We start from the raw sequence: 21,309 nt of genomic DNA, 5'->3' as shown, positions 1-21,309 counted from the left end.
GTTGTAAACTGGCCCCTCATCCGGCCTGCCGGCCACCTTCTCCCCGCCACGCGGGGAGAAGGACCCAAGCGGCGCTCGACCGCTTCAAAACTCGCCTTTTGCCGTATGGGAGAAAAGACATGAGCAGAACTGATCCGATCGTCATCGTTTCGGCGGCACGCACCCCGATGGGCGCCTTTCAGGGCAGCCTCAGGGATTTGACCGCGCCGGAAATCGGCGCCATCGCGCTGAAGGCAGCACTGGGTCGCGCCGGGCTCGAAGCTGTCGACGAGGTGCTGATGGGCAACGTACTACCGGCAGGCATCGGCCAGAACCCGGCGCGCCAGGCAGCTCTTGGCGCGGGCCTCGGCAAGGAAACGCCCTCAACGACCGTCTCCAAGGTTTGCGGCTCCGGCATGAAGGCGCTGATGCTCGGCCATGATGCGTTGCTGTCAGGCAGCGCTTCGGTGCTTGCGGTCGGCGGCATGGAGTCGATGACCAACGCCCCCTATCTATTGCCCAAGGCGCGCGGCGGCTTCCGCCTCGGGCATGGTGAGGTCAAGGACCACATGTTCCTCGATGGCCTCGAAGACGCCTACTCCGGCCGGCTGATGGGCACCTATGCCGAGGATACGGCCGAACACTACCAGTTCTCGCGCAGCGATCAGGACGCCTTCGCGCTGCGCTCGCTGGAGCGCGCCAACCGGGCGGCCGAGGATGGTTCCTTTGCCGAGGAAGTCGTGGCGATCAGCGGCGCCGGCAAGCGCCAGACTGCCAATCTCGATCGCGACGAACAGCCGACCAAATCGGATCCGGCAAAGATCCCGAAGCTGAAAGCCGCCTTCCGTGATGGCGGCAGCGTGACGGCAGCCAATTCCTCGTCGATCTCCGACGGGGCTGCGGCGTTGATCCTGATGCGCGCAAGCGAGGCGGAAAAGCGCGGTCTGACGCCCCTTGCCATCGTCGCCGGACATGCCGGCCATGCGCAGGAACCGGCCTGGTTCACCACCGCGCCGATCGGCGCGATCGAGAAACTGATGGCCAAGCTCGCCTGGGAGAAGGGCAGCGTCGACCTCTACGAAATCAACGAGGCCTTCGCCGTGGTGGCGATGGCAGCAATCCGCGACCTCGGGCTGTCCGACGACATCGTCAACATCAACGGAGGCGCCTGCGCGCTCGGTCACCCGATCGGCGCGTCGGGCGCCCGCATCATCGTGACGCTTCTGCATGCCATGCGCGCCAAGGGCGTCAAGCGCGGCATTGCCTCGCTCTGCATCGGCGGCGGTGAGGCGACGGCGGTCGGGCTGGAACTGTTGCAATAAAATAAGAGCGCCACCGGGCGAACCGGTGGCGCTTGTCGTTTTCAGCGGTCGATTTACCGCTCGCCCCTCTCCCCGATTGGCGGCGAGAGGGTTAGGTGCGGGTCAGATCGCCCGCTCCTCAGCCCATGCGCTCGGAGGCATAGGAACCCGGGCTCGGCGGGAAGACCACGACGCGGTTGCCGTTGATGAAGCAGCGATTGTGGATATGCGCGTGCACGGCGCGCGCCAGCACCTGGCTCTCCACGTCACGGCCGATCGAGACATAGTCTTCCGCGCTCTGGGCATGGGTGATGCGGGCGATGTCCTGCTCGATGATCGGACCTTCATCGAGATCGGCGGTGACGTAGTGCGCCGTGGCACCAATCAGCTTCACGCCGCGCTCATAGGCCTGCTTGTAGGGATTGGCACCCTTGAACGACGGCAGGAAGGAATGGTGGATGTTGATGATGCGGCCGGACATCTTCTTGCAGAGCGCATCGGACAGAACCTGCATGTAGCGGGCAAGCACGATCAGTTCGGCGCCGGTCTGGTCGACGAGCTCCAGGAGCTGGGCTTCCGCTTTCGGCTTGTTCTCCTTCGTCACCTTGATGCAGTGGAAGGGAATGTCGTGGTTGACGACGACCTTCTGGTAGTCGAAGTGGTTGGAGACGACGCCGACGATATCGATCGGCAGCGCGCCGATCTTCCAGCGATAGAGCAGGTCGTTGAGGCAATGGCCGAAACGCGACACCATCAGGAGCACCTTCATGCGCTCCTCGCTGTCGCGGATCTCCGCATTCATGTCGAAGCGCTTGACGACCGCTTCGAAGCCCGCCTTCAGCTCGTCGAGCTTGGCGCCTTCCTGGCTGATGAAGGTGAGCCGCATGAAGAACAGGCCGGTTTCGAGATCGTCGAACTGCGAACTGTCTGAGATGTAACAGCCCTTTTCGGCGAGATAGCCGGTGATCGCGGCGACGATGCCACGGGTGGTCTTGCAGCTGACGTTCAGCACATAGCTTTTCATCGGTAGGTCTCTCGCTCCAGAGGTTTTTCCGGCCCCCCTTATACGGCCAGTCCGACAAAAACTAGCGCGGCCTTTCCCCCGCCGTCGATCCATTCGCGACATTCGCTTGACGGAACCGGCCAGACCGGGCCGGCGGCACGATGCGGTTTGCCGCGAAGGTGCTTGGAGAACGGATCGGAGCCGCGCGACCTTAGCGCGCCGTGCGGTCCGGGTGCGCACGGGCGAAAGCCTCGATCTCCGCACAATTCTGATCGATCGCCACGAGCCGCGGGCAGGCGCTGAGGTCCACCTCCCAGCGGCGGGCATTGTAGACCTGCGGCACCAGGCAGAAATCTACCATCGTCGGGCTGTCGCCATGGCAGAACCGACCGGTCGCGGAATGATCGAGCAGCCGTTCGAAGGCGGCAAGTCCCTCGCCGATGAACTTGCGCATCCAGTTGCGCCGCGCCGCCTCGCCGTCCTCGGCATTGGCCATGACATAGGAAACGACGCCGAGATTGCAGGTCGGGTGGATGTCCATGGCGATCGCGTAGGACAGCATGCGCACTCGCTGCCGCCCGATCGGGTCGGTTGGCAGGAAGCCGGCATGGCTCCGCGTTTCGGCGAGATATTCGATGATGGCGAGCGATTGCGTGAAGCGCTCGCCATCGATCTCGAGAACGGGCACGAGGCCCTGCGGGTTGCGCGCCAGATGCTCCGGCCCCTTGTGCGCCTTGGCCAGCAGATCGACCGGCACCGAACGATAGCTTTCGCCGAGGCTGTTGAGCGCAATGCGCACCCGATAGCTCGCGGACGAACGCCAGTAGTCGTAGAGGACGGTCTCGCTCATACCCGCAGTCCCTGTCATTTGGCCGGCTTAAGCCTTGCCGTAATGCTCGACCGTCTGTTCGATCGCACCGAAGATCGAGTGGCCGGCCTTGTCCTTCATCTCGATGCGCACCACGTCGCCAACCCTCAGGAAATGCGTCTTCGCCGCACCGCCGACGATCGTTTCGATCATCCTGAGTTCGGCGATGCAGGAATAGCCGGCGCCACCTTCTGCGACCGGCTTGCCCGGGCCGCCGTCGAGCTTGTTGGAGACCGTGCCTGAACCGATGATCGTGCCGGCGGAAAGCGGCCGGGTCTTGGCCGCATGCGCCACCAGTTGCGCGAAATCGAAGGTCATGTCGATGCCGGCATTGGCGCGGCCGAAGGGCTTGCCGTTGAGGTCGACGCAGAGCGGCAGATGCAGCTTGCCGCCGTCCCAGGCGTCACCCAGTTCATCGGGCGAAACGGCAACCGGCGAGAAGGCGGAAGACGGTTTCGACTGGAAGAAGCCGAAACCCTTGGCAAGCTCGGCCGGGATGAGCCCGCGCAGCGACACATCGTTGACGAGCATGACCAGGCGGATCGCGGCGCGCGCCTCGTCGATCGTGGCTGCCATCGGCACGTCGTCGACAACAACGGCGACCTCGCCCTCCATGTCGACACCGAAGCTTTCGTCGGCAAGCGGGATCGGATCCCGCGGCGCGATGAAGCTGTCGGAACCACCCTGGTACATCAGCGGGTCGGTCCAGAAGCTCGCCGGCATCTCGGCGTTGCGGGCCTTGCGAACCAGTTCGACGTGATTGACATAAGCCGAACCGTCGGCCCATTGGTAAGCGCGCGGCAACGGTGACAGAGCGTCGTGTTCGTGGAACCGGATCGTCGGCTGCGAGCCGGTCTCGATCCCATCGGCCACGCGCGCAAGTCGCGGACCGGCATGCGCCCAATCATCGAGTGCTGCCTGCAGCGTGCGGGCGATGTGCCCGACCTCCGAGCAGCGAGTAAGATCGCGGGAGACGACCACGAGCTTTCCATCGCGCGAACCGTCCTTGAGTGTTGCCAGTTTCATGCAGTCCTCCCTCTCAATCTTCTCATTGTTCCAGACCGGAGACCGCTTCGCGGCCTTCGCGGAATTGCTTTACGCGGACGAATCGTCCGCAATCTTCACAACAAGGCCGTCGGCGGCGATCGTCAAGGCACCTGCCCAGCTTTTGCGGGCGGCCGCGATCCAGTCGGCTTGCGATATCTCAGGGTCGTCAGCGGGAATGAGGTGATGCAACACCAGTCGGCCGACACCGGCCGCTGTCGCGATCGCGGCCGCCTGTTCGGCGAATGTGTGGCTCGCAAGCAGATGCTCCTTCAGCCGCGCGCCGTTGCCGGTGCGCGCCACCAGCCGGTCGACCCCTTCGGCGAGCATCGCCTCGTGGACCAGAATGCCGGCATCCCTCGCGAAATCTGCGAGTGGCGGGAAGTAGGCGGTATCAGCGGAGAAGACGACGGAGCCTTCCGCGTGGTCGAAACGCAGCGCGAAACAGTCGGTCACCGGCGGGTGATCGACACGCAGGGCCGAGAGTGTCAGGCCGTTGTCGGAAAAGACCTCCCCCTCAGAAAACTCAATCACCTCGACAAGAGCGCGCAGATCCGGCCGGCCTTCGTCGACGATGCGAATGTCGATGTCGAAGGCCATCGCTTGAAGGAAGCCCTGCCAATAGGCGCGGGTTCCGGCCGGACCGAAGACTCGCACCGGGTGCGCCAACCCCGCCGTCCAGGCGGTATGAATGAGCGGCCCAAGCTCAAGCAGGTGGTCCGAATGCAGATGGGTGATGACGATGAGATCCAGCGCCTTCAGCGGCACGCCGGCATCCGTCAGTCCGCGGGTAACGCCGAGACCGCAATCGACGACAACAGTCCGGCCACCAAGTTGCAGCAGCGACGAGGTCGGCCACGGACCGCCCGGCCGGATCGCCGGACCGCCCTTGCTGCCGAGCAAAACGAGGCGTGAACTCAAGACCAATCGCCTTCCGGCGTTCCGTTGAACCGCTTCTTGAGATCCGTCCAGCAGTCGATGTAGTTGTCCTGCAACGTCTCCAGTTCGGCGGCGAAGCGGGTCAGCTGCTGCGGGAAGCGGGTCTCGAACATGAAGGCCATCGTATGGTCGAGCTTCACCGGTTTCAACTCACTGTTTGTCGCCTTGTCGTAGCCCGACGCGTCCGGCCCGTGCGCCAGCATCATGTTGTGCAGGCTCATGCCGCCGGGCACGAAGCCCTCTTCCTTGGCGTCATAGCGGCCGTAGATCAGACCCATGAACTCGCTCATGATGTTGCGGTGGTACCAGGGTGGCCGGAAGGTGTGTTCGGCCACCAGCCAGCGCGGCGGGAAGATGACGAAATCGATATTCGCCGTGCCTTCCTCGCCCGAAGGTGCCGTCAGCACCGTGAAGATCGACGGGTCCGGATGATCGAACAGGATCGCGCCAACAGGCGAGTAGGTCTTCAGGTCGTATTTATACGGCGCGTAGTTGCCGTGCCAGGCGACCACGTCGAGTGGTGAATGGCCGATCTCGGTCACGTGGAAACCGCCGCACCACTTCACATGCACGCGGCAGGGCGTCTCCTTCTCCTCGAAGGCAGCGACCGGTGTCTTGAAGTCACGCGGATTGGCAAGGCAGTTGGCGCCGATCGGGCCGCGGTCGGGCAGCGTGAACTTGGCGCCGTAGTTTTCGCAGATGTAGCCGCGCCAGACCTTCTCCTCGCCAAGCCGCGTCACCTTGAACATGGTGCCGCGCGGCACGATGCAGATTTCCGAGGGCTCGACGTCCATCCTGCCGAGTTCCGTGAACACCTGGATCGCGCCCATTTCCGGAACGATCAAGAGCTCGCCGTCGGCATTGAAGAAGTAGTCATCCACCATGTCGGCGTTGAAGGCATAGGCATGCGCCGCCATGCCCGTCTGCGTCGGCGCGTCGCCCGCCGTCGTCATCGTGCGGATGCCCTCAAGGAAATTCAGCTTTTCCGTCGGAACCGGCAACGGATTCCAGCGCAGCTGGCCGAGCGCCAGCGAGTGTTCGGCCACATGCGGCGCCGTCTTCCAGAGCGGGTAGTCGATCTTGCTGAAGCGTCCCGTATGGCGAACGCTCGGGCGGATGCGGTAGAGCCAGGAACGCTCGTTGGTGCCGCGCGGTGCGGTGAAGGGTGAGCCGGACAGCTGCTCGGCATAGAGCCCATAGGCGCATTTCTGCGGGCTGTTCTGTCCCTGCGGCAGCGCGCCGGGCAGGCTTTCGGTCTCGAAATCATTGCCGAAGCCGGGCATGTAGCCGAGCGCTTCGCCTGCCTTTGCCTTTGCATCGGCCTTTTGGCCTGCCTTGTCGAGCATGGTTCGATCCTCCTCCCGTGGGCACCTGGCTCCAGCTTTGAAGCGACCCGAAGAAAGGGTCCGGCGCGATCCCAAACACCGCCGCAATGGCTCGATCCCGAGTGGACGAGACCATCACCTTCGGCATATTAGTTGCAATCGTAACTATCGATTTTGTAACTATCAAGGACACCACGATGGCCACCGATGGCTTCGAGCTCAATGCCTTTCTGCCCTACCGCTTGAACCGCGCGGCGGAATTCGTCGCCTTGCGCTTCGCCGCGCAATACAAGGTGCGCTACCAGCTCACGCGCCCGGAATGGCGCACGCTCGCGGCCCTTGGCAGCACCAGTCGCCCGATGACGGCAACCGAGGTGGGAGCCCACTCGGCCATGCACAAGACCAAGGTGAGCCGCGCGGTCGCGGCGCTCGAGCACCGTCGCTGGTTGACCCGCAATGAAGACGAAGGCGATCGCCGCTCCGAACATTTGGAACTGACGAAGGCGGGCGCTCGCGCCTATGCCGACCTGACGGCACTCGCAGCCAGCTATCAGGCCGAATTGGGCACACTGATCGGCCCGACCGGAATGCAGGCGTTGGCTGTCGGCCTGCAAGCGGTGGAGCGCGCCATCGGCAAGCTGGAGAGGCGCGCCGCACGGGACACGTGAAGACTTAGCCTTTCATCCGCTCCGGAATCGGCACGCCTTCGAAGCTTTTCAGCGTTTCGAGAACGATCGAGGTCTTGACGTGCTGCACGCTGTCATGCGGCAAAAGCACGTCGTTGACGAAACGCGAGAGGCCCGCGAGGTCAGGGGTTACCACCCGCAGGTGGTAGTCCATCTCGCCGGTCAGTGCGTAAGCCTCCAGCACCTCCGGCAGGCTGGAGACGAGCTTGCCGAAGCGCTTGGCATTGTCGCGGTTGTGGGTGGCGAGCGTCACCGAGATCACCACCATCAGGTCGAGACCGAGCTTCTGCCGGTCGATCTGCGCCTGATAGCCGATGATGTAGCCTTCCGCTTCGAGCCGGGTACGTCGCCGCGAGCATTGCGACGGCGAAAGCGCGATGCGTTCGGACAGTTCATTGTTGGTCAGATGCCCGTCGCGCTGCAACTCGCTGAGAATCTTGAGATCGAAGCCGTCAAGCTGCTCCATTCGTGCACCCTAATACAGTATTTTGCATGTTTCGTGCGGCATCCTGCCAAAAACGCGCAAGAATACAAGCATCATGCATGGGATTTGCGTCATACTCCAGCAAAGTTTGGAAGAATAAGAGGAGACTTCCGATGGGCCCCTTCCCACATGACGCCCCGCCGGCAACGATCACGGCTGAAAACCCCGCCGGCACAGACGGCTTCGAATTCGTCGAATTTGCCCATCCGGAGCCCGAAAAACTCGCCGAGCTCTTTACCCGCATGGGCTACAGCCCGGTTGCCAAGCACAAAAGCAAGAACATCACCGTCTGGCGGCAGGGCGACATCAATTACATCCTGAACGCCGAGCCCGGTTCGCATGCCATGCGCTTCGTCGATGAGCACGGCCCCTGCGCCCCGTCCATGGCCTGGCGCGTTGTCGATGCCAAACATGCCTTCGACCATGCGGTCTCAAAGGGCGCGGTGCCCTATGAAGGCAACGACAAGTGTCTCGACGTTCCGGCAATCGTCGGCATCGGCGGCTCACTGCTCTATTTCGTTGAAACCTACGGCGCCAAGGGCTCGGCCTATGAGGCCGAGTTCGAATGGACCGGCGAGCGCAATCCGAAGCCCGAGGGCGTCGGCTTCTACTATCTCGATCACCTGACCCACAACGTCTATCGCGGCAACATGGACAAGTGGTGGGCCTTCTATCGTGAACTGTTCAATTTCACCCAGATCCACTTCTTCGACATTGACGGCCGTATTACCGGCCTCGTCAGCCGTGCGATCACCTCGCCCTGCGGCAAGATCCGAATTCCCTTGAACGAGTCCAAGGACGATACGAGCCAGATCGAGGAGTATCTGCGCAAGTACAAGGGCGAAGGCATCCAGCACATCGCCGTCGGCACTGAAGGCATCTATGATGCCACCGACAAGCTCGCCGACAACGGCCTGAAATTCATGCCGGGCCCGCCGGAAACCTATTACCAGATGTCGCACGACCGTGTGCACGGCCATGACGAGCCGATCGAGCGGATGAAGAAACACGGCATCCTGATCGACGGTGAAGGTGTAGTGAACGGCGGCATGACGAAGATCCTGCTGCAGATCTTCTCGAAGACCGTGATCGGCCCGATCTTCTTCGAATTCATCCAGCGCAAGGGTGACGAGGGCTTTGGCGAGGGTAATTTCCGCGCGCTGTTCGAATCGATCGAGGCCGACCAGATCCGTCGCGGCGAACTGGGACCGCAGGCGGCCGAATAATCCGGCCAGACGGTCGCACCTCGATAGCTGTGCGCTATTCAAACTCGAGCCTCTCGCCTTCAAGCGAGGGGCTTTTTTGTGGGCGGAGGCTTCGCCGCTATCGCGACTTCAGTTCGTTGCCTCGTTGACCACCCGCCAATTCGGCCGGCCAAGGTCGTGTGGCCACTCGATGACGTCACGGTCGTTGAAGTAGACGACTTCGGTGAGATTCGGGAACTGCGGATCCGCTTTCGTCGCGGTGTCCATCCAGGGCTGCATATAGGTCTGGCTGCCTTCCCACCCGAGTTCCGCCACCCAGATCGGCTTGTTGTACTTGGCTACCAGATCGTAGCCGGGTTTCAGCGCCTCGGTGAACGTCCTTGGCGCCCCGTATTCGATCTTGTCGTACGGCTCGAGCCCGAAGACCGATAGACCGACGAGATCGACATAGTCGTCACCGGGATAGTAGTCATCAAGGTTCGGCAAGCCCTTCGGCGACCACATGATCTGCACCTTTGGCGTCTTCTTGCGCACGATGTCCATCGCGTGCTTGTAGGCTTTGATCCAATCCTGGGGTTCCCAGCCTGCCCAGGAGAACCGCCCGGAGGTGTCCTCCATTTCCTGACCCCAGCGCACGATGACGGGGCTCTTCAGCTCAGCGATCATGTCGGCGATCGCCTCCATGTTGGCATCATATTCGCCTCTGAGCATCCGGTCGCGAAGCTGGGCCGGCGTCAGCTTCCAATCAAGCGACCAGGACCAGGGCTCAATGGTGATGAGCAGTTTGCGACCGCGCTGAAGCGCATACTCGTCAGCGGTGCGCAGGGATGCGAGATCGACGTCTTCCCAGGGCAGGAACAGAGCCTCCGTCGAGACATCGCTCTGGGCGCCGAAATCACCGTGCGGATCATACGCGCCGAATTTCGTTCCGCCCGGGTGAATGACGGGACGCTTGTCGATCATCATCTGACCGGCATTCACCGCAGGATTGGCTTGCTCCTGCGCCAACACCGATACGAAGCCGCCTCCAAACTCCAACTGCAGAGCCAGGGCAGTGCATAGGGCGAGTGCCAATTTGCGTTTCATTTCATCCTCCTGCGGCAGCAGATCTATTTTTTGGCAAGGAATTGTTCCTTCAGCCGTAGTGCCTTTGTCGTGATGTTGTCGTGGGCGACAAAGCGGTTGTATTCATCACCGGCGCGGGGCTTGGAATGTCTGAAGACGTACCACTTCCCGTTCGGCACCTTCCGCTGATAGATGGTGTCACCGATCCTGGCGTGCCCGAAGCAGCTGCGGGCGTTGCCCGCATCGGCAGAGGTGGTCCAGGTGGCCTGCATGCACATCATGCCGCGGTCGCTGACATACCAGTTGCCTTCGGCAAACGACCGATCGCCCTTGCCTTTATCGACATAGGCGACGAGCTTGCGATCGTGCGCGGTGAAGCGAGCGCCACCGGTCGACCATTCCCATGTCTTGTTTCGATAGAGCGAATAGACTTCATAGGCGCTCAGTGGCGTCGGCTTGATTTCCATCTTCGCCTTGACGGGTTGGGCACCCATGTAGAACGCGGCGGCTGCAAGCGGCAGCAGCAGCGGCAGAACAATGACTTTCAACGACCCTTTCATTGCGTTACTCCTCGCGTTGGAGACCTTACAAACTCGACTGCTCGCCGTCGTCATGACGGCACATGTAACCGGGCGACCTTCCTGGTCGTCGTCACGTCCCCTGTCCCTGGTTGACCGAAACTCGATGCATTGGCTTCAACGCGCGGACCGTCGTCGGACGGTTGTGAAAACCCTTTCCACTTCAAGCGGAAGCGGACGATCTTCAGATTTGTGCCGTGCCCGGCGCCGGCAACGGTGTATTTGGTCTCGGTGAAAGTGACGAAGCCCAGGCCATGGGAGAGGGCCTCCGTCGCTTCGGCGCCATGGCGCACGGCCGACTGGGCCGACAACACTGAGACCAGCACCAGGCAAGCGGCCGTTGCCGCCGTCATCGTTGAACGCGGGACCAGCGCCAGCCGGTTTTCACGCGCATGGCAGATGTGGATCACCGCCACCAATCCCGCATAGATGAGGGCATTGATCCCGGAGAAGACATAGAACCCACGCGCCGTTCCGGCGTCGGATATGAACCAGGCCGCAAGTGCCGAGGTCAAGGAGAGAACGAGGTAGGGCATCAGCACCCGGAGCGGCAACGACTGGGCAGCACCGCTCCCCTTTGGCGTGATGCGAAAGTCGACGAACGAGCCCGTAAAACGATCACGGACCGCTGCGAGACAACCGAGCAACGACCACGGCCACCGCGCGAACAGGAACAAGGTGCTTTCCCAGCTCAGAACGCGTGCGTCATGGGGTCGGAAAGTGCCCGTCGAACGCCAGAAATAGGCAAGGACGACCAACACCAGCGACAGCGGCGCAAAATGCAGCAGGAAATCGGGATAGTTGACCGCAACGAAGGCGCGCCCCATGAACAGCGCGACGATCGGCATCACGAACATCAGCGCCATGAAGGACGAAAACAGCGGATACCAAAGCTGCGAGAACAGGAACTGGAAGCGCAGCCGCGGCGACAGGCGCGGCACGTAGACCGGCGAATATGTCAACAGGATCGTGACCAGGCTGCGTGCCCACTGAAACTCCTGAACGGCGAGATCGGCAAAGTTCGCGGGTCCGTCGCCATGGGCGATCGCGTTCAGTGCATGCACTCCGCGCCATCCATGGGCGTTCATGATCAGCGTGGTCGAGTGATCTTCGGCCAGTTCCGGCCCCAATCCGCCGATCTGCTTCAGAGCCTTGGTCCGAACCGCATAGTGAGAGCCGATGCACAGCGGTGCCCAGCCATTGTTGTAGCCGGCCTGAAGCGCTCCATGCATGCTCGCCTCGGCGTAGAGGCGCCCGCGCGCCGCCCAGCTTGTCGCAGCGTTGGCATCGCAAATGCTCGGCGCTGAAACATAACCGACCGCCGGATCATTGAACGGGCGCAGGATCTCGACGAGATAGGTGGTTTCGGGCACGTGGTCGGCGTCGAACTGGGCGACGAAATCATAGCGTTCGTAGCCGTAATGATCATAGAAGTAAGCAAGGTTCCCCTCCTTGCAGCGGGTCCGGCGCGGCCACGCCGAGCGATGGTAGTCGGCAACGCCCTTTCGCGTGGAAATCAGAACCCCGTGCACCGCGCACCACTGAGCCGTTTCGGGAGACGGATCTTCGTCGGCGAGCCACACATCGAACTCGCAGCCGGTCTGGTCGAGCATGGCGAGCAATGTCTTGCGCACGACGGCAAAGGGCTCGGAAGGAGCCTTCGTCACGACCATGGCAATCCGACCTTGCGGCACCGGACCCGTGCGCGCTGTCGCCACCTTCGCACCGGAAAAGATCACGATGAAATAAACCGGCAGCAGGGTGATCCAACCGATCACGATCGTGATGAGAACATAGGACGGCCACGCCACGACATGGGCAGGATCGAGCCACCACCGCCAGAAATAAAGGAAAGCCGCAAACCACGCTGCAACACCCAGACCATGAAGGAGTTGCCGCCGCCCCGAGAACAGGGCCGTCAGCCGCGGCCGAACTTGCCGGGCACGTGTGACGTCGACATTGCGATCGCGGCCAGCGGTTGTCGTTGATCCGGTCATGAGCGCACCCCCAGCCCGAAGCCCGGCGCAGCGGTCGCGATAATGGTGTCGATGTCGGAGAGCAGCGGGCGAAACCCCAGCTTTTGCCGCGCCCAATTCGTGTCGGCAAAGAGCACCGGCGGATCGCCAGGCCGGCGTGGCAGCATCTGCACCGGAACCCGCTGTCCGGTCACCCGGTCGATCGCCGAGAGAACCTCTCGTATCGAGGTTCCATGACCAGACCCCAGATTGGCGTGCAAAACTTCGCCGCCTTCGCTCAGATAGTTCACCGCCGCGACGTGCGCGTCGGCAAGATCGGTCACGTGAATGTAGTCACGGATGCAGGTGCCATCCGGCGTCGCATAGTCGTCGCCGAAGATATCAAGCCGGTCGATCCGGCCGGCAGCCGCCATCAAGGCGCGGGGAATGAGATGGGTTTCCGGATCGTGCTGCTCGGTGAGCTGACCCTCCGGGTCTGCGCCCGCGGCATTGAAATAGCGTAGCGACACCGACCGTATGCCATAGGCGCGGGCATAGTCGGCAAGCATCAGTTCGATCATCAACTTCGTGCGCCCATAAGGATTGATCGGCACTTGGGCCGTATCCTCGGTGATCGGCAGACGCGGAGGCACGCCGTAGGTGGCACAGGAGCTGGAGAAGACGATGTGTCCGATCCCGGTCGCGCGGCAGGCTTCGAGAAGCGAGATGCTGCCCGCGACATTGTTGCGATAGTATTTTCCCGGATCTTCGACCGATTCACCAACATAGGCAGACGCGGCAAAGTGGATGAGACATTCGGGCGAAAAGGTCCGGATCGCCTCAGCCAGTCGCTCCGTGTCCTCGATCTCCCCTTCCACGAAGGGTCCCCATTTCACGTTTGACCGGTGCCCCGTCGACAGATTGTCGTAGACGACGGGAACAATGCCCTGCTGCGACAGCCGCTTGCAGGTATGACTTCCTATGAAGCCGGCTCCGCCGGTGACGAGTGCGACGCGGGACATGTCATACCGCCTCTCCCGCCATCGCGCGGCCGACCACGCTCAGGCGTTCGTCGAAGTAGGCAATCGTGCGTTCGAGCCCTTCCCGCAACATGACCTTCGGCTCCCATGCGAGCTCGGAAAGCGCCTGCGAGATATCCGGCCGTCGCTGGCGGGGATCGTCGACGGCAGCCGTCTGGTGCACGATGCGCGAACGCGAACCGGTCAGCGAGCGCACCATCTGCGCAAGCTCGAGAACCGTGAACTCTCCCGGATTGCCCAGATTGACCGGCCCTGTGCAGCTGTCAGAGGAAACCGAAAGACGGAGAAATCCGTCGATCAGATCATCGACATAGCAGAACGATCGGGTCTGCTGTCCGTCGCCATAGATGGTGAGATCCCGTCCGAGCAATGCCTGCACGACGAAATTGGAGATCACCCGACCGTCATCCGGACGCATCCGCGGACCGTAGGTGTTGAAGATACGCGCAACCTTGATCTTCACCCCATGGGTGCGGTGGTAGTCGAAGAACAGTGTCTCGGCTGATCGCTTGCCCTCATCGTAGCAGGCACGCGGACCGATCGGGTTGACGTTGCCGAAATAGGTTTCGCGCTGCGGGCTGAGAAGCGGGTCGCCATAAACTTCCGAAGTCGACGACTGAATGACCGTCGCGCCGGTGGCGCGCGCATTTTCCAAAGCATGGAGCGCACCAAGGACATTGGTCATCAGGGTGCCGACCGGATCCGCCTGATAGTCGGGCGGCGATGCCGGCGAAGCGAAATTGAAGATGACGTCGGCATCGATCAAATAGGGCTTGCGAACGTCATGATCGATGATGTGGAGATGGGGGTTGCGCGCCAGATGAGAGAGATTTTCGCGGCGCCCGGTCGAAAAATTATCAATACAAATAACTGTATGACCAAGGGAGAGAAGTCTTTCGCAAAGATGAGAGCCCAGAAAACCGCTTCCGCCCGTTACCAGAATTCTCTTTGGTATTCCTGCGAGTTTCTTCAGAAATTCCCGCTGTCTGACGACAGACAGCGGCCCAGAAACGACCTTTCGCATGCGCACCTCCAATTATTTTACACACCATTTCTTTTGGTGATTTGGAGACGGACTGCGAATGAATAATATAATAAGGAAAATTCTCTTTATTACACAGTCACGCACAACCCGTTTGAAAACGAACTATACAATTCGATCTAATAGTTTACATTATTTCAAATTCAATATTAGATAACTATCAAATAACGTGTATTTCGTCAAACACAAAGGATGGTTAACGGCAATTTGTAACCCAAATTTACAATAAAACGCGTTCCGAATAATCCGATATGATTATAGATTCTGCTGACCAGCAGCGAAAATGTAACGCTTCATTTACCAATGTAATCTTTCGAATATCGCCTGTATTTTAAAGACGAGGGCTTGTGTTGAATGACGCCAGGCTTGCGGCTGCGGCGGTTTGCCGGCATCTGTTACAGTCCGCGCAACCCTCCACGGGAAGCGGCCAAGGGCGAAGGATGTCGGGAACTGCCCCGGGAAGTTCGCTCCGGAGCCAGGACGGCGATCGCGCCCTGCATCACAGACACAGGGCGCGGGATCATTTCACTCTTGCAGAACTCAGTTCTTCCAGCGCGATAGAAGCACGTCGCCGTTCCGTTCCGTGGCCGCATCGTTGGTGAAGTAGCGCGACGCCGCTTCCGTGCGGTTGCGAACGTTCATCTTCTTATAGATGTTGCGAACATGGACCTTGACGGTGTTTTCCGAGAGCCCGAGGCGGTCTGCAATGATCTTGTTCTGTGTTCCTTTGCAGATCAGATCGAGGATCTGAACCTCGCGCGTCGTCAACCCGTCCGGGCCAGCATCGCGCTTGCGCCGGCCCGTTCCCGAAGCCGCACCCGGCCCCGACATTTCCACGCGCCGACTATAGAGGCTGCTTGCCGAGAACGGCTCGGGAGAAAGCCGGCGCAGCAGGGCGGCCGGAAAATGCTCGCCCCCTTTCATCAGTAAATCGATGGCTGCGAGGCAGACATCCAGATTGAGGTTCAGCGGCAGGACCCCATGGATCAGACGCTCCTCCACGAAACCTGCAATCGAAGGATCGAGTTCCTCGGCATTCTCCACCACCAGGCCGATCGAAGCCCTCGGGTGAAACTCGTGTATGGTCCGCAGGATTGCCGGAAAGGACTTGGGAGGCATCCGATACAGCATGATCAGCGTCACATCGACGAGGTTTCCGTCCAGCAGATTGTCGGGATCGGGTAAGCAGACGATGTCATGCCCTTGGAACCTGGCGCCGACTGCCTGCATCAGGCACTCGGCGAACAGGTCGATCTTTGCGAGCATGACGATCTTTTTCTTTTGTGACAAAGCCTTGTTGTTATCTTCAAAATCACTCACTTTGGAGCTTCCAGGATACATTACGCCCTCCTAGGATTTTTCCATTTATTTTTATGGGTGCTCCGGGTTGACCGCAGGGCACCCCACTTTCAGAAAATTTTTTCGGATCCACTAAGCATCGCGATTCTTCCTGCGCGGGGAAAATTCGCGATAGCTAATGTAACGTAAAGATTTGCGCAACGAAACAGCCCAAAAGGATTAGAGAAGCGCGAGATGGGCACTTAAATCGTTATAAATCGAACCATCTTTGGGTTATACCGCAAACATTCTGTTTACCGAGACTCGGTAAGCCCCCTAAAACAAGATGATAGGGCACCCTTGCCGCCCGAGCTATTCCGGCCATTTCTGCGACGACGAGCCCCACAGAATGCGAAATGGATTAGTTGCCCGGACCTTCGAGACAGGCGTTTCGCCACTTCCTACGCCCCGATATACCCAAGGATACTTAGTTCGGACTACCGGACGCGCCTTACTAATCGGCAAGCGTTTACGTTCCCAGCCCAAACGAATGGTGGCGATCGGGGTATGCGTGCGCCATGGCGTCTGAGGAAGATTGAAATTCTCTTGCCGCAACAATGGCTTGCCACTGATTAGAAGGTCGGAAACTCTCAGTAATTACAAACCTCTAACCAAAATTGGTATCTTCCGCGCCGCTGCATTTGGAGTCAAATTGCACGTTCGTTCCGGGAAGTTTAAGGGTAACCGCTGGGTCTCAACCAGAGCTTCCACGAAGAGGCGCAAAACAACTCGGAGTGTTGCGTCCGCGTTCCAACGAGTAAGCGTAAAGTAAGTACATATATTTTGCGGGTCACAACCCGCACGCGCATTCCAGAAAAATGTAAAAACTGAAATTCATTTAACAAAAAAGCGAAAACATCTGCATTAGAATATTGGCCATTCCTCAAAAGAAGCCAACACTAGAAAAATACCGTAAAAGTTAAGGGTATTTGGTGTTGGCTTCCCTTTGGTTGAAAACCAGTTCCGGCACTGGCGACCACCTCCCCGCCCCGCTCATGTCACCACACCCCTTAATGCGGTCTCCTTCAGTCGTGGTCGATCAAGGCCGGGCAGCGCCCTGTCTCTTTGGCATTGGCACAGATCGAGCGAACAGACGTTTCACCCTCGGCGCCGCATCTTCAGTTCTCGCTCTCCGCCCAGTCGAGCACTTTCAATTGCTCGCGAAACGCAAAGCGGATGATGTGACTTTCGATGATGTCCCTGCCCCGCGCCAGTCCTTCGGCATCCGCCGCCTCAACGATGAAGGACAATTGATCGCCGCGGGCAGCCATTCGGCCCGTCACGCCGCCGGGTAGTGTCACGACCGAGTCCGTCTCGTTGTACTCGACCGCCGTTTTGTGCGCGAAATGCTTGGACATCTGCTGGAGATAGCGCGACGCGCGATCCGTCGTGAACCCGCTGACCGCCTTCAGCATGCTTTTCTCCTTTTTCTCGACGGCGCCGCACGTCCGATCAGACGCGCAAAGCTCGCTACAGCACTCTGAAGTACCCACATGGTTTGAACTGTCATCGGCAACGACGGAGCGGAACAGGTAGCCGGCGGCGCCCGGGCGCCGCCGCGACAATACCAATCAACCGACGACATCGCAGGAGCGCGGTCGTCGGTGCGCCGGCTACTTCTTGCTCAACGCCTGCGTCAGCTGATCAACAATGTCCTGCTGCGACTTCAGGCCGGAAGCGGTCAGATAGAGCTTGGCGGAGTCGAGATAGACGACGTGGCCGTCCTTCCAGGCTTTCGTTTGGCGGACGAGTTCGTTGTCGAGCAAGGCCGCTGCCGGCTGCGTCTGTTGGCCGATGGCCGCGTCGCGATCAACGACGAAGATCCAATCCGGATTGGTCTCGAGAATATACTCGTAGGAAACCGCCTGGCCGTGCGTTGCAACCTGCAACTCGGGATCGGCCGGCTTGATCCCGAAGACGTCGTGCAATGCGCCGAAGCGCGATCCCTTGCCATAGGCGCTGATCTTGCCGCCGGTGGTCAGCAGGATGAGACCAGTTCCTTTTTCGGCTGCAAGGCCACGCAGCGCCTCGATCGAGCCATCAAGCTTGGCAATGCTCACCTTGATTTCCGCGTCCTTGCCGAAGATCTGACCGAGGATTGCTGCGTTCTTTTTAACGCTGCCGATGAGGTCGTTATCGTCGGATGTCAGGTCGATCGTCGGCGCGAGCTTGGCAACATCAGCATACTTGGCCTGCGATCGGCCGCCGACGATGACGAGGTCAGGCTCGGCTGCGTTGATGGCTTCGAAGTCGGGCTCAAAAAGCGTGCCGATCTTCGGATAGCTGTCAGCCTTGTATTTTTCGAGCGACGGCGGGATTGCCGAACCGGGAACGCCAGCGACGGGAATGCCGAGCATGTCCAGGGTTTCCAGCATGCCGAAGTCGTAGACCAGCACCGTCTTCGGATTTTTCTCCACCTCGGTGGTGCCGCTGCTGTGTTCGATCTTCAGGGTTTCGGCCATGGCCAGCGACGCACCGCCAACCGCTAGCGCCACGGCAACGACCAGGCTGCGCAGACCATTAGAAAGTGGAGATATATTCATGACTAATTCCCTCATGTTTTCTCGATCCTCCTAGCGCGATTTCGTCACGAGGGCAACGTGTGCGTTCCGGCCCGGTCCGCCCGCACATAAACTTGACGAACCCGGTCATATATATGACTAAGGCGGGCCTTCGATTTTGCATCTTCCCTGCGGCGACGGACGCGGGGGCTTTGATGCTGTGGTCGACGGCCGGATGCAGTCTCGGGAAGTGAGAGCCGTGATCAAAACGAACAAAAGGCGGAGCGCGGCGAAGCAATGAGACCAGTCCTGCTTGCGATCCCGATCGTCCTGCTGCTTGCCGCCGTCAGCGTCTTCACCGGTGTCGGCAGCCTTGCCGCTAGCGACGATGGTCGCGGCTGGTTGCTGATCGTCGAGAGCCGCCTGCCGCGCACGCTGGCGCTGATGCTCGCGGGCGCCGGCCTTGCGGTTTCCGGAACGATCATGCAGATGCTGGCGCGCAACCGTTTTGTCGAGCCCTCGACCGCTGGCACGGCCGAGTCCGCAGCCCTCGGCATGCTGCTGGCCACGCTGATCTCACCGGGCCTGCCGGTCGCCGGCAAGATGGCTTTTGCGGCGCTTGCGGCGCTGGTCGGGACCGCCCTGTTCCTTCAGATTCTGCGGCGGGTCCCCTTGCGCTCTCAACTGATGGTGCCGCTCGTTGGCCTCATGCTCGGCGGCGTCGTCAATGCCATCACCACCTTCATCGCCTATCGCTACGATCTGATGCAGTCGATGGGCGCCTGGATGTCGGGCGATTTCTCTGCGGTGCTGCGCGGCCGCTACGAACTGTTGTGGATTGGCTTTGCGCTCACCCTTGTCGCCTACGCGACCGCCGCGCGCTTTACCGTCATCGGCATGGGCGAAGCGATCGCACGCAATGTCGGGCTCGACTACGACAAGGTGGTAACCCTCGGGCTCGCCATCGTCTCCATGGTCACGGCAACTGTGGTTGCAACCGTCGGCATGATCCCGTTTCTCGGCCTCGTCGTTCCCAACATCGTCAGCCTGATCCTGGGCGACAACCTCAGACGCACATTGCCCCTGATCGCGGCCGCCGGCGCCGGGCTTGTGCTCGCCTGCGATATCGTCGGGCGCGTGGTCATCGCTCCTTACGAGGTTCCAGTCGGCACCGTCATGGGCGTGATCGGCAGCCTGGTCTTCCTTCATCTCTTGCTTTCGAGGCGAGCCCATGCAGGCTGAGGCGAAAAGGCTCTCCCCTTCGATCGTGCTGCTCCTGTCGGCAGCGCTCGCCCTGGCGTCGGTGCTGGCCTTCATGACGCTCGGCGCCAAGGGGAGCTGGTCCTTCATCCTCTCCTTCCGCGGCGCAAAACTCGCGGGCATGGTGCTGGTCGCCTATGCCATCGCCGTATCCACCGTGCTGTTCCAGACGATTTCCGGCAACCGCATCCTGACCCCGTCGATCATCGGTTTCGATGCCATGTATGCATTGCTGCAGACGATCGCGGTGTTCTTCCTGGGCGCGGCGGGCGCTGTAGCCGTCGATCCGAGGCTGCAATTCGTCGTCGAAACCATAGCCATGGTCGGCTTCTCGTTGCTGCTGTTTCGGGCCCTCTTTTCCGGAGCCAGCCGAAGCCTGCATCTCCTGATGCTGGTCGGCGTCATCCTGGGCGGCCTGTTCCGCAGCCTCTCGTCGTTCCTGCAGCGCATTCTCGATCCCAACGACTTCGTCGTGCTGCAGGACCGGCTCTTTGCAAGCTTCAACACCGTCGACGCCAACCTTCTCGGCATTGCCACCGTTTCGACCGTCGCTGTGACCTTCGCGCTGTGGCGGCTGTCTCCGACATTCGACGTGCTCTCGCTCGGGCGCGAGGCGGCCATCGGCCTCGGCGTCGATCACCAGCGCGTCGTTACCTTTCTCCTGGTGCTGATCGCCATTCTCGTGTCCGTCTCCACCGCGCTCGTCGGACCGGTGACCTTCTTCGGCCTGCTGGTCGCAAGCCTCGCCTGGCAGCTGACGCCGACAGCCAGCCACCGCTTCGTGCTGCCGGTCGCCGTCTGCATCGCGATCACCACCCTCGTCGGCGGTCAGGTCATCCTCGAGCGGCTGCTTTCCTTCAACACGGCGCTCAGCATCGTCATCGAATTCTTCGGTGGCCTTGTCTTCATCTTCCTGCTTGTCCGAGGCTCCGCCCGATGATCGAAATCCAAGAGGTAACGAAATCCTATGACGGCAACGCGGTCGTGGACCGGGTGTCGCTGACGCTGCCCGCCGGTGGCCTGACCTCGATCATCGGCCCCAATGGTGCCGGCAAGTCGACACTGTTGTCGATGGTCAGCCGGCTGATGCCGATGGATCGCGGCAAAGTGCTGGTCGATGGCCTCGACGTCAGCCGCGCAGCCGGCGACGTGCTTGCCCGGCGGCTTTCGATCATGCGCCAGGACAATCACATCACCGCCCGCCTCAGCGTGCGCGACCTCGTCGCCTTCGGCCGCTACCCCTATTCCAAGGGGCGGCTGACGGTAGTCGATGCCGAGCACATCGATCGCTCGATCGCCTATCTCGGGCTCGAACCCTTCGCGAACCGCTTTCTCGACGAACTCTCCGGCGGCCAACGCCAGCGCGCCTTCATCGCCATGGTGCTATGCCAGGACACCGACTACATGCTGTTCGACGAACCGCTCAACAATCTCGACATCAAGCACGCGGTCGAGACGATGAGGCTTCTGCGCCGTCTCGCCGATGATTTCGCCAAGACCGTCGTCGTCGTGCTGCACGACATCAACTTCGCCTCGGCCTATTCCGACCGCATCGTTGCGATGCAGGGCGGTCGCCTCGCCTTCGAGGGAACGCCGGAAGATATGATCGTGCCCTCCCGGCTGGAGGCGATCTTCGGCGTCGACTGCCGCGTTCACGCCGTCGGCGAGACGCGGCTCGTCAATTACTTCGAATAGA

The 21,309-nt window shown here is 60.8% G+C and carries 20 protein-coding genes; 6 read left to right on the top strand and 14 right to left on the bottom strand.

Features of this window, described 5'->3' with window-relative positions; genetic code table 11:
- The first annotated feature begins 119 nt into the window (after positions 1-119).
- Positions 120-1,301, top strand: a complete 1,182-nt coding sequence (locus BBX50_RS15305; protein WP_065776188.1) for an acetyl-CoA C-acyltransferase — start codon at positions 120-122, stop codon at positions 1,299-1,301.
- Positions 1,302-1,419: 118 nt separating this feature from the next.
- On the opposite strand, the gene purU is transcribed toward BBX50_RS15305, so the two are convergent.
- The 5 genes from purU to hmgA form a co-directional block, all read right to left on the bottom strand.
- Positions 1,420-2,304: a formyltetrahydrofolate deformylase gene (gene purU, locus BBX50_RS15300; protein ID WP_065776187.1), complete on the bottom strand. Its 885-nt coding sequence runs from the start codon at positions 2,302-2,304 to the stop codon at positions 1,420-1,422.
- A gap of 190 nt (positions 2,305-2,494) precedes the next feature.
- Positions 2,495-3,133 carry a maleylacetoacetate isomerase gene (gene maiA, locus BBX50_RS15295; protein ID WP_083213695.1) on the bottom strand — a complete coding sequence of 213 codons (639 nt, stop codon included), beginning with the start codon at positions 3,131-3,133 and terminating at the stop codon, positions 2,495-2,497.
- A 27-nt stretch (positions 3,134-3,160) separates the two neighbouring features.
- On the bottom strand, positions 3,161-4,177 hold the full coding sequence (locus BBX50_RS15290) for a fumarylacetoacetate hydrolase family protein (RefSeq protein WP_065776185.1): 1,017 nt from the start codon (positions 4,175-4,177) through the stop codon (positions 3,161-3,163).
- 69 nt (positions 4,178-4,246) lie between these two features.
- Positions 4,247-5,116, bottom strand: a complete 870-nt coding sequence (locus BBX50_RS15285) for an MBL fold metallo-hydrolase (protein WP_065776232.1) — start codon at positions 5,114-5,116, stop codon at positions 4,247-4,249.
- Entirely contained in the window at positions 5,113-6,480 is a 1,368-nt protein-coding gene (gene hmgA / locus BBX50_RS15280) for a homogentisate 1,2-dioxygenase (RefSeq protein ID WP_065776184.1), read from the bottom strand. The genes BBX50_RS15285 and hmgA overlap by 4 nt, the downstream gene beginning before the upstream one ends.
- A gap of 176 nt (positions 6,481-6,656) precedes the next feature.
- Between hmgA and BBX50_RS15275 the strand changes: the two genes are divergently transcribed.
- The gene (locus BBX50_RS15275) at positions 6,657-7,127 is read left to right on the top strand and encodes a MarR family transcriptional regulator (protein WP_065776183.1); all 471 of its coding nucleotides are present in this window, start codon (positions 6,657-6,659) and stop codon (positions 7,125-7,127) included.
- Positions 7,128-7,131: 4 nt separating this feature from the next.
- Here the strand turns inward: BBX50_RS15275 and BBX50_RS15270 are convergent, their stop codons facing one another.
- A complete protein-coding gene (locus BBX50_RS15270) occupies positions 7,132-7,611 on the bottom strand; it encodes an Lrp/AsnC family transcriptional regulator (protein ID WP_065776182.1) in 480 nt (159 codons plus the stop codon).
- A 131-nt stretch (positions 7,612-7,742) separates the two neighbouring features.
- On the opposite strand from BBX50_RS15270, the gene hppD reads away from it, so the two are divergent.
- Positions 7,743-8,855 (top strand): 4-hydroxyphenylpyruvate dioxygenase, encoded by a 1,113-nt coding sequence (gene hppD, locus BBX50_RS15265; protein ID WP_065776181.1) that lies wholly within the window; start codon positions 7,743-7,745, stop codon positions 8,853-8,855.
- A 108-nt stretch (positions 8,856-8,963) separates the two neighbouring features.
- Here hppD and BBX50_RS15260 read toward each other — a convergent pair whose 3' ends face one another.
- From BBX50_RS15260 to BBX50_RS15225, 8 genes are all read right to left on the bottom strand, one after another.
- Entirely contained in the window at positions 8,964-9,920 is a 957-nt protein-coding gene (locus BBX50_RS15260) for a glycosyl hydrolase (protein ID WP_139108359.1), read from the bottom strand.
- A 23-nt stretch (positions 9,921-9,943) separates the two neighbouring features.
- Entirely contained in the window at positions 9,944-10,459 is a 516-nt protein-coding gene (locus tag BBX50_RS15255) for a DUF995 domain-containing protein (RefSeq protein ID WP_065776180.1), read from the bottom strand.
- Between the two features lie 50 nt (positions 10,460-10,509).
- Positions 10,510-12,474 carry a glycosyltransferase family 2 protein gene (locus tag BBX50_RS15250; RefSeq protein ID WP_065776179.1) on the bottom strand — a complete coding sequence of 655 codons (1,965 nt, stop codon included), beginning with the start codon at positions 12,472-12,474 and terminating at the stop codon, positions 10,510-10,512.
- Entirely contained in the window at positions 12,471-13,454 is a 984-nt protein-coding gene (galE, locus tag BBX50_RS15245) for a UDP-glucose 4-epimerase GalE (RefSeq protein WP_065776178.1), read from the bottom strand. Before galE ends, BBX50_RS15250 begins: the two co-directional genes overlap by 4 nt.
- A 1-nt stretch (position 13,455) precedes the next feature.
- The gene (locus tag BBX50_RS15240; RefSeq protein WP_083213694.1) at positions 13,456-14,496 is read right to left on the bottom strand and encodes a UDP-glucuronic acid decarboxylase family protein; all 1,041 of its coding nucleotides are present in this window, start codon (positions 14,494-14,496) and stop codon (positions 13,456-13,458) included.
- Positions 14,497-15,054: 558 nt separating this feature from the next.
- Complete coding sequence (locus BBX50_RS15235; protein ID WP_065776177.1) at positions 15,055-15,855, bottom strand: response regulator transcription factor; 801 nt, start codon at positions 15,853-15,855, stop codon at positions 15,055-15,057.
- Between the two features lie 1,115 nt (positions 15,856-16,970).
- A complete protein-coding gene (locus BBX50_RS15230; protein WP_065776176.1) occupies positions 16,971-17,267 on the bottom strand; it encodes a DUF2218 domain-containing protein in 297 nt (98 codons plus the stop codon).
- A gap of 198 nt (positions 17,268-17,465) precedes the next feature.
- The gene (locus tag BBX50_RS15225; RefSeq protein WP_065776175.1) at positions 17,466-18,395 is read right to left on the bottom strand and encodes a siderophore ABC transporter substrate-binding protein; all 930 of its coding nucleotides are present in this window, start codon (positions 18,393-18,395) and stop codon (positions 17,466-17,468) included.
- A gap of 255 nt (positions 18,396-18,650) precedes the next feature.
- Between BBX50_RS15225 and BBX50_RS15220 the strand changes: the two genes are divergently transcribed.
- From BBX50_RS15220 to BBX50_RS15210, 3 genes are read left to right on the top strand one after another with little or no spacing between them, the layout of a single operon-like run.
- On the top strand, positions 18,651-19,595 hold the full coding sequence (locus BBX50_RS15220) for an iron chelate uptake ABC transporter family permease subunit (protein ID WP_065776174.1): 945 nt from the start codon (positions 18,651-18,653) through the stop codon (positions 19,593-19,595).
- Positions 19,585-20,553, top strand: coding sequence for an iron chelate uptake ABC transporter family permease subunit (locus tag BBX50_RS15215; protein WP_065776173.1), 969 nt, complete (start codon positions 19,585-19,587; stop codon positions 20,551-20,553). Before BBX50_RS15220 ends, BBX50_RS15215 begins: the two co-directional genes overlap by 11 nt.
- On the top strand, positions 20,550-21,308 hold the full coding sequence (locus tag BBX50_RS15210; RefSeq protein ID WP_065776172.1) for an ATP-binding cassette domain-containing protein: 759 nt from the start codon (positions 20,550-20,552) through the stop codon (positions 21,306-21,308). Before BBX50_RS15215 ends, BBX50_RS15210 begins: the two co-directional genes overlap by 4 nt.
- Position 21,309: the final 1 nt, after the last annotated feature.

Origin of the sequence: Ensifer sp. LC11, assembly GCF_001695835.1 — a bacterium.
In the GTDB taxonomy this organism is placed as follows: Bacteria; Pseudomonadota; Alphaproteobacteria; order Rhizobiales; family Rhizobiaceae; genus Ensifer.
The sequence above is the reverse complement of the archived record's forward strand: the minus strand, read 5'-3'. Positions and strand labels throughout refer to the sequence as shown.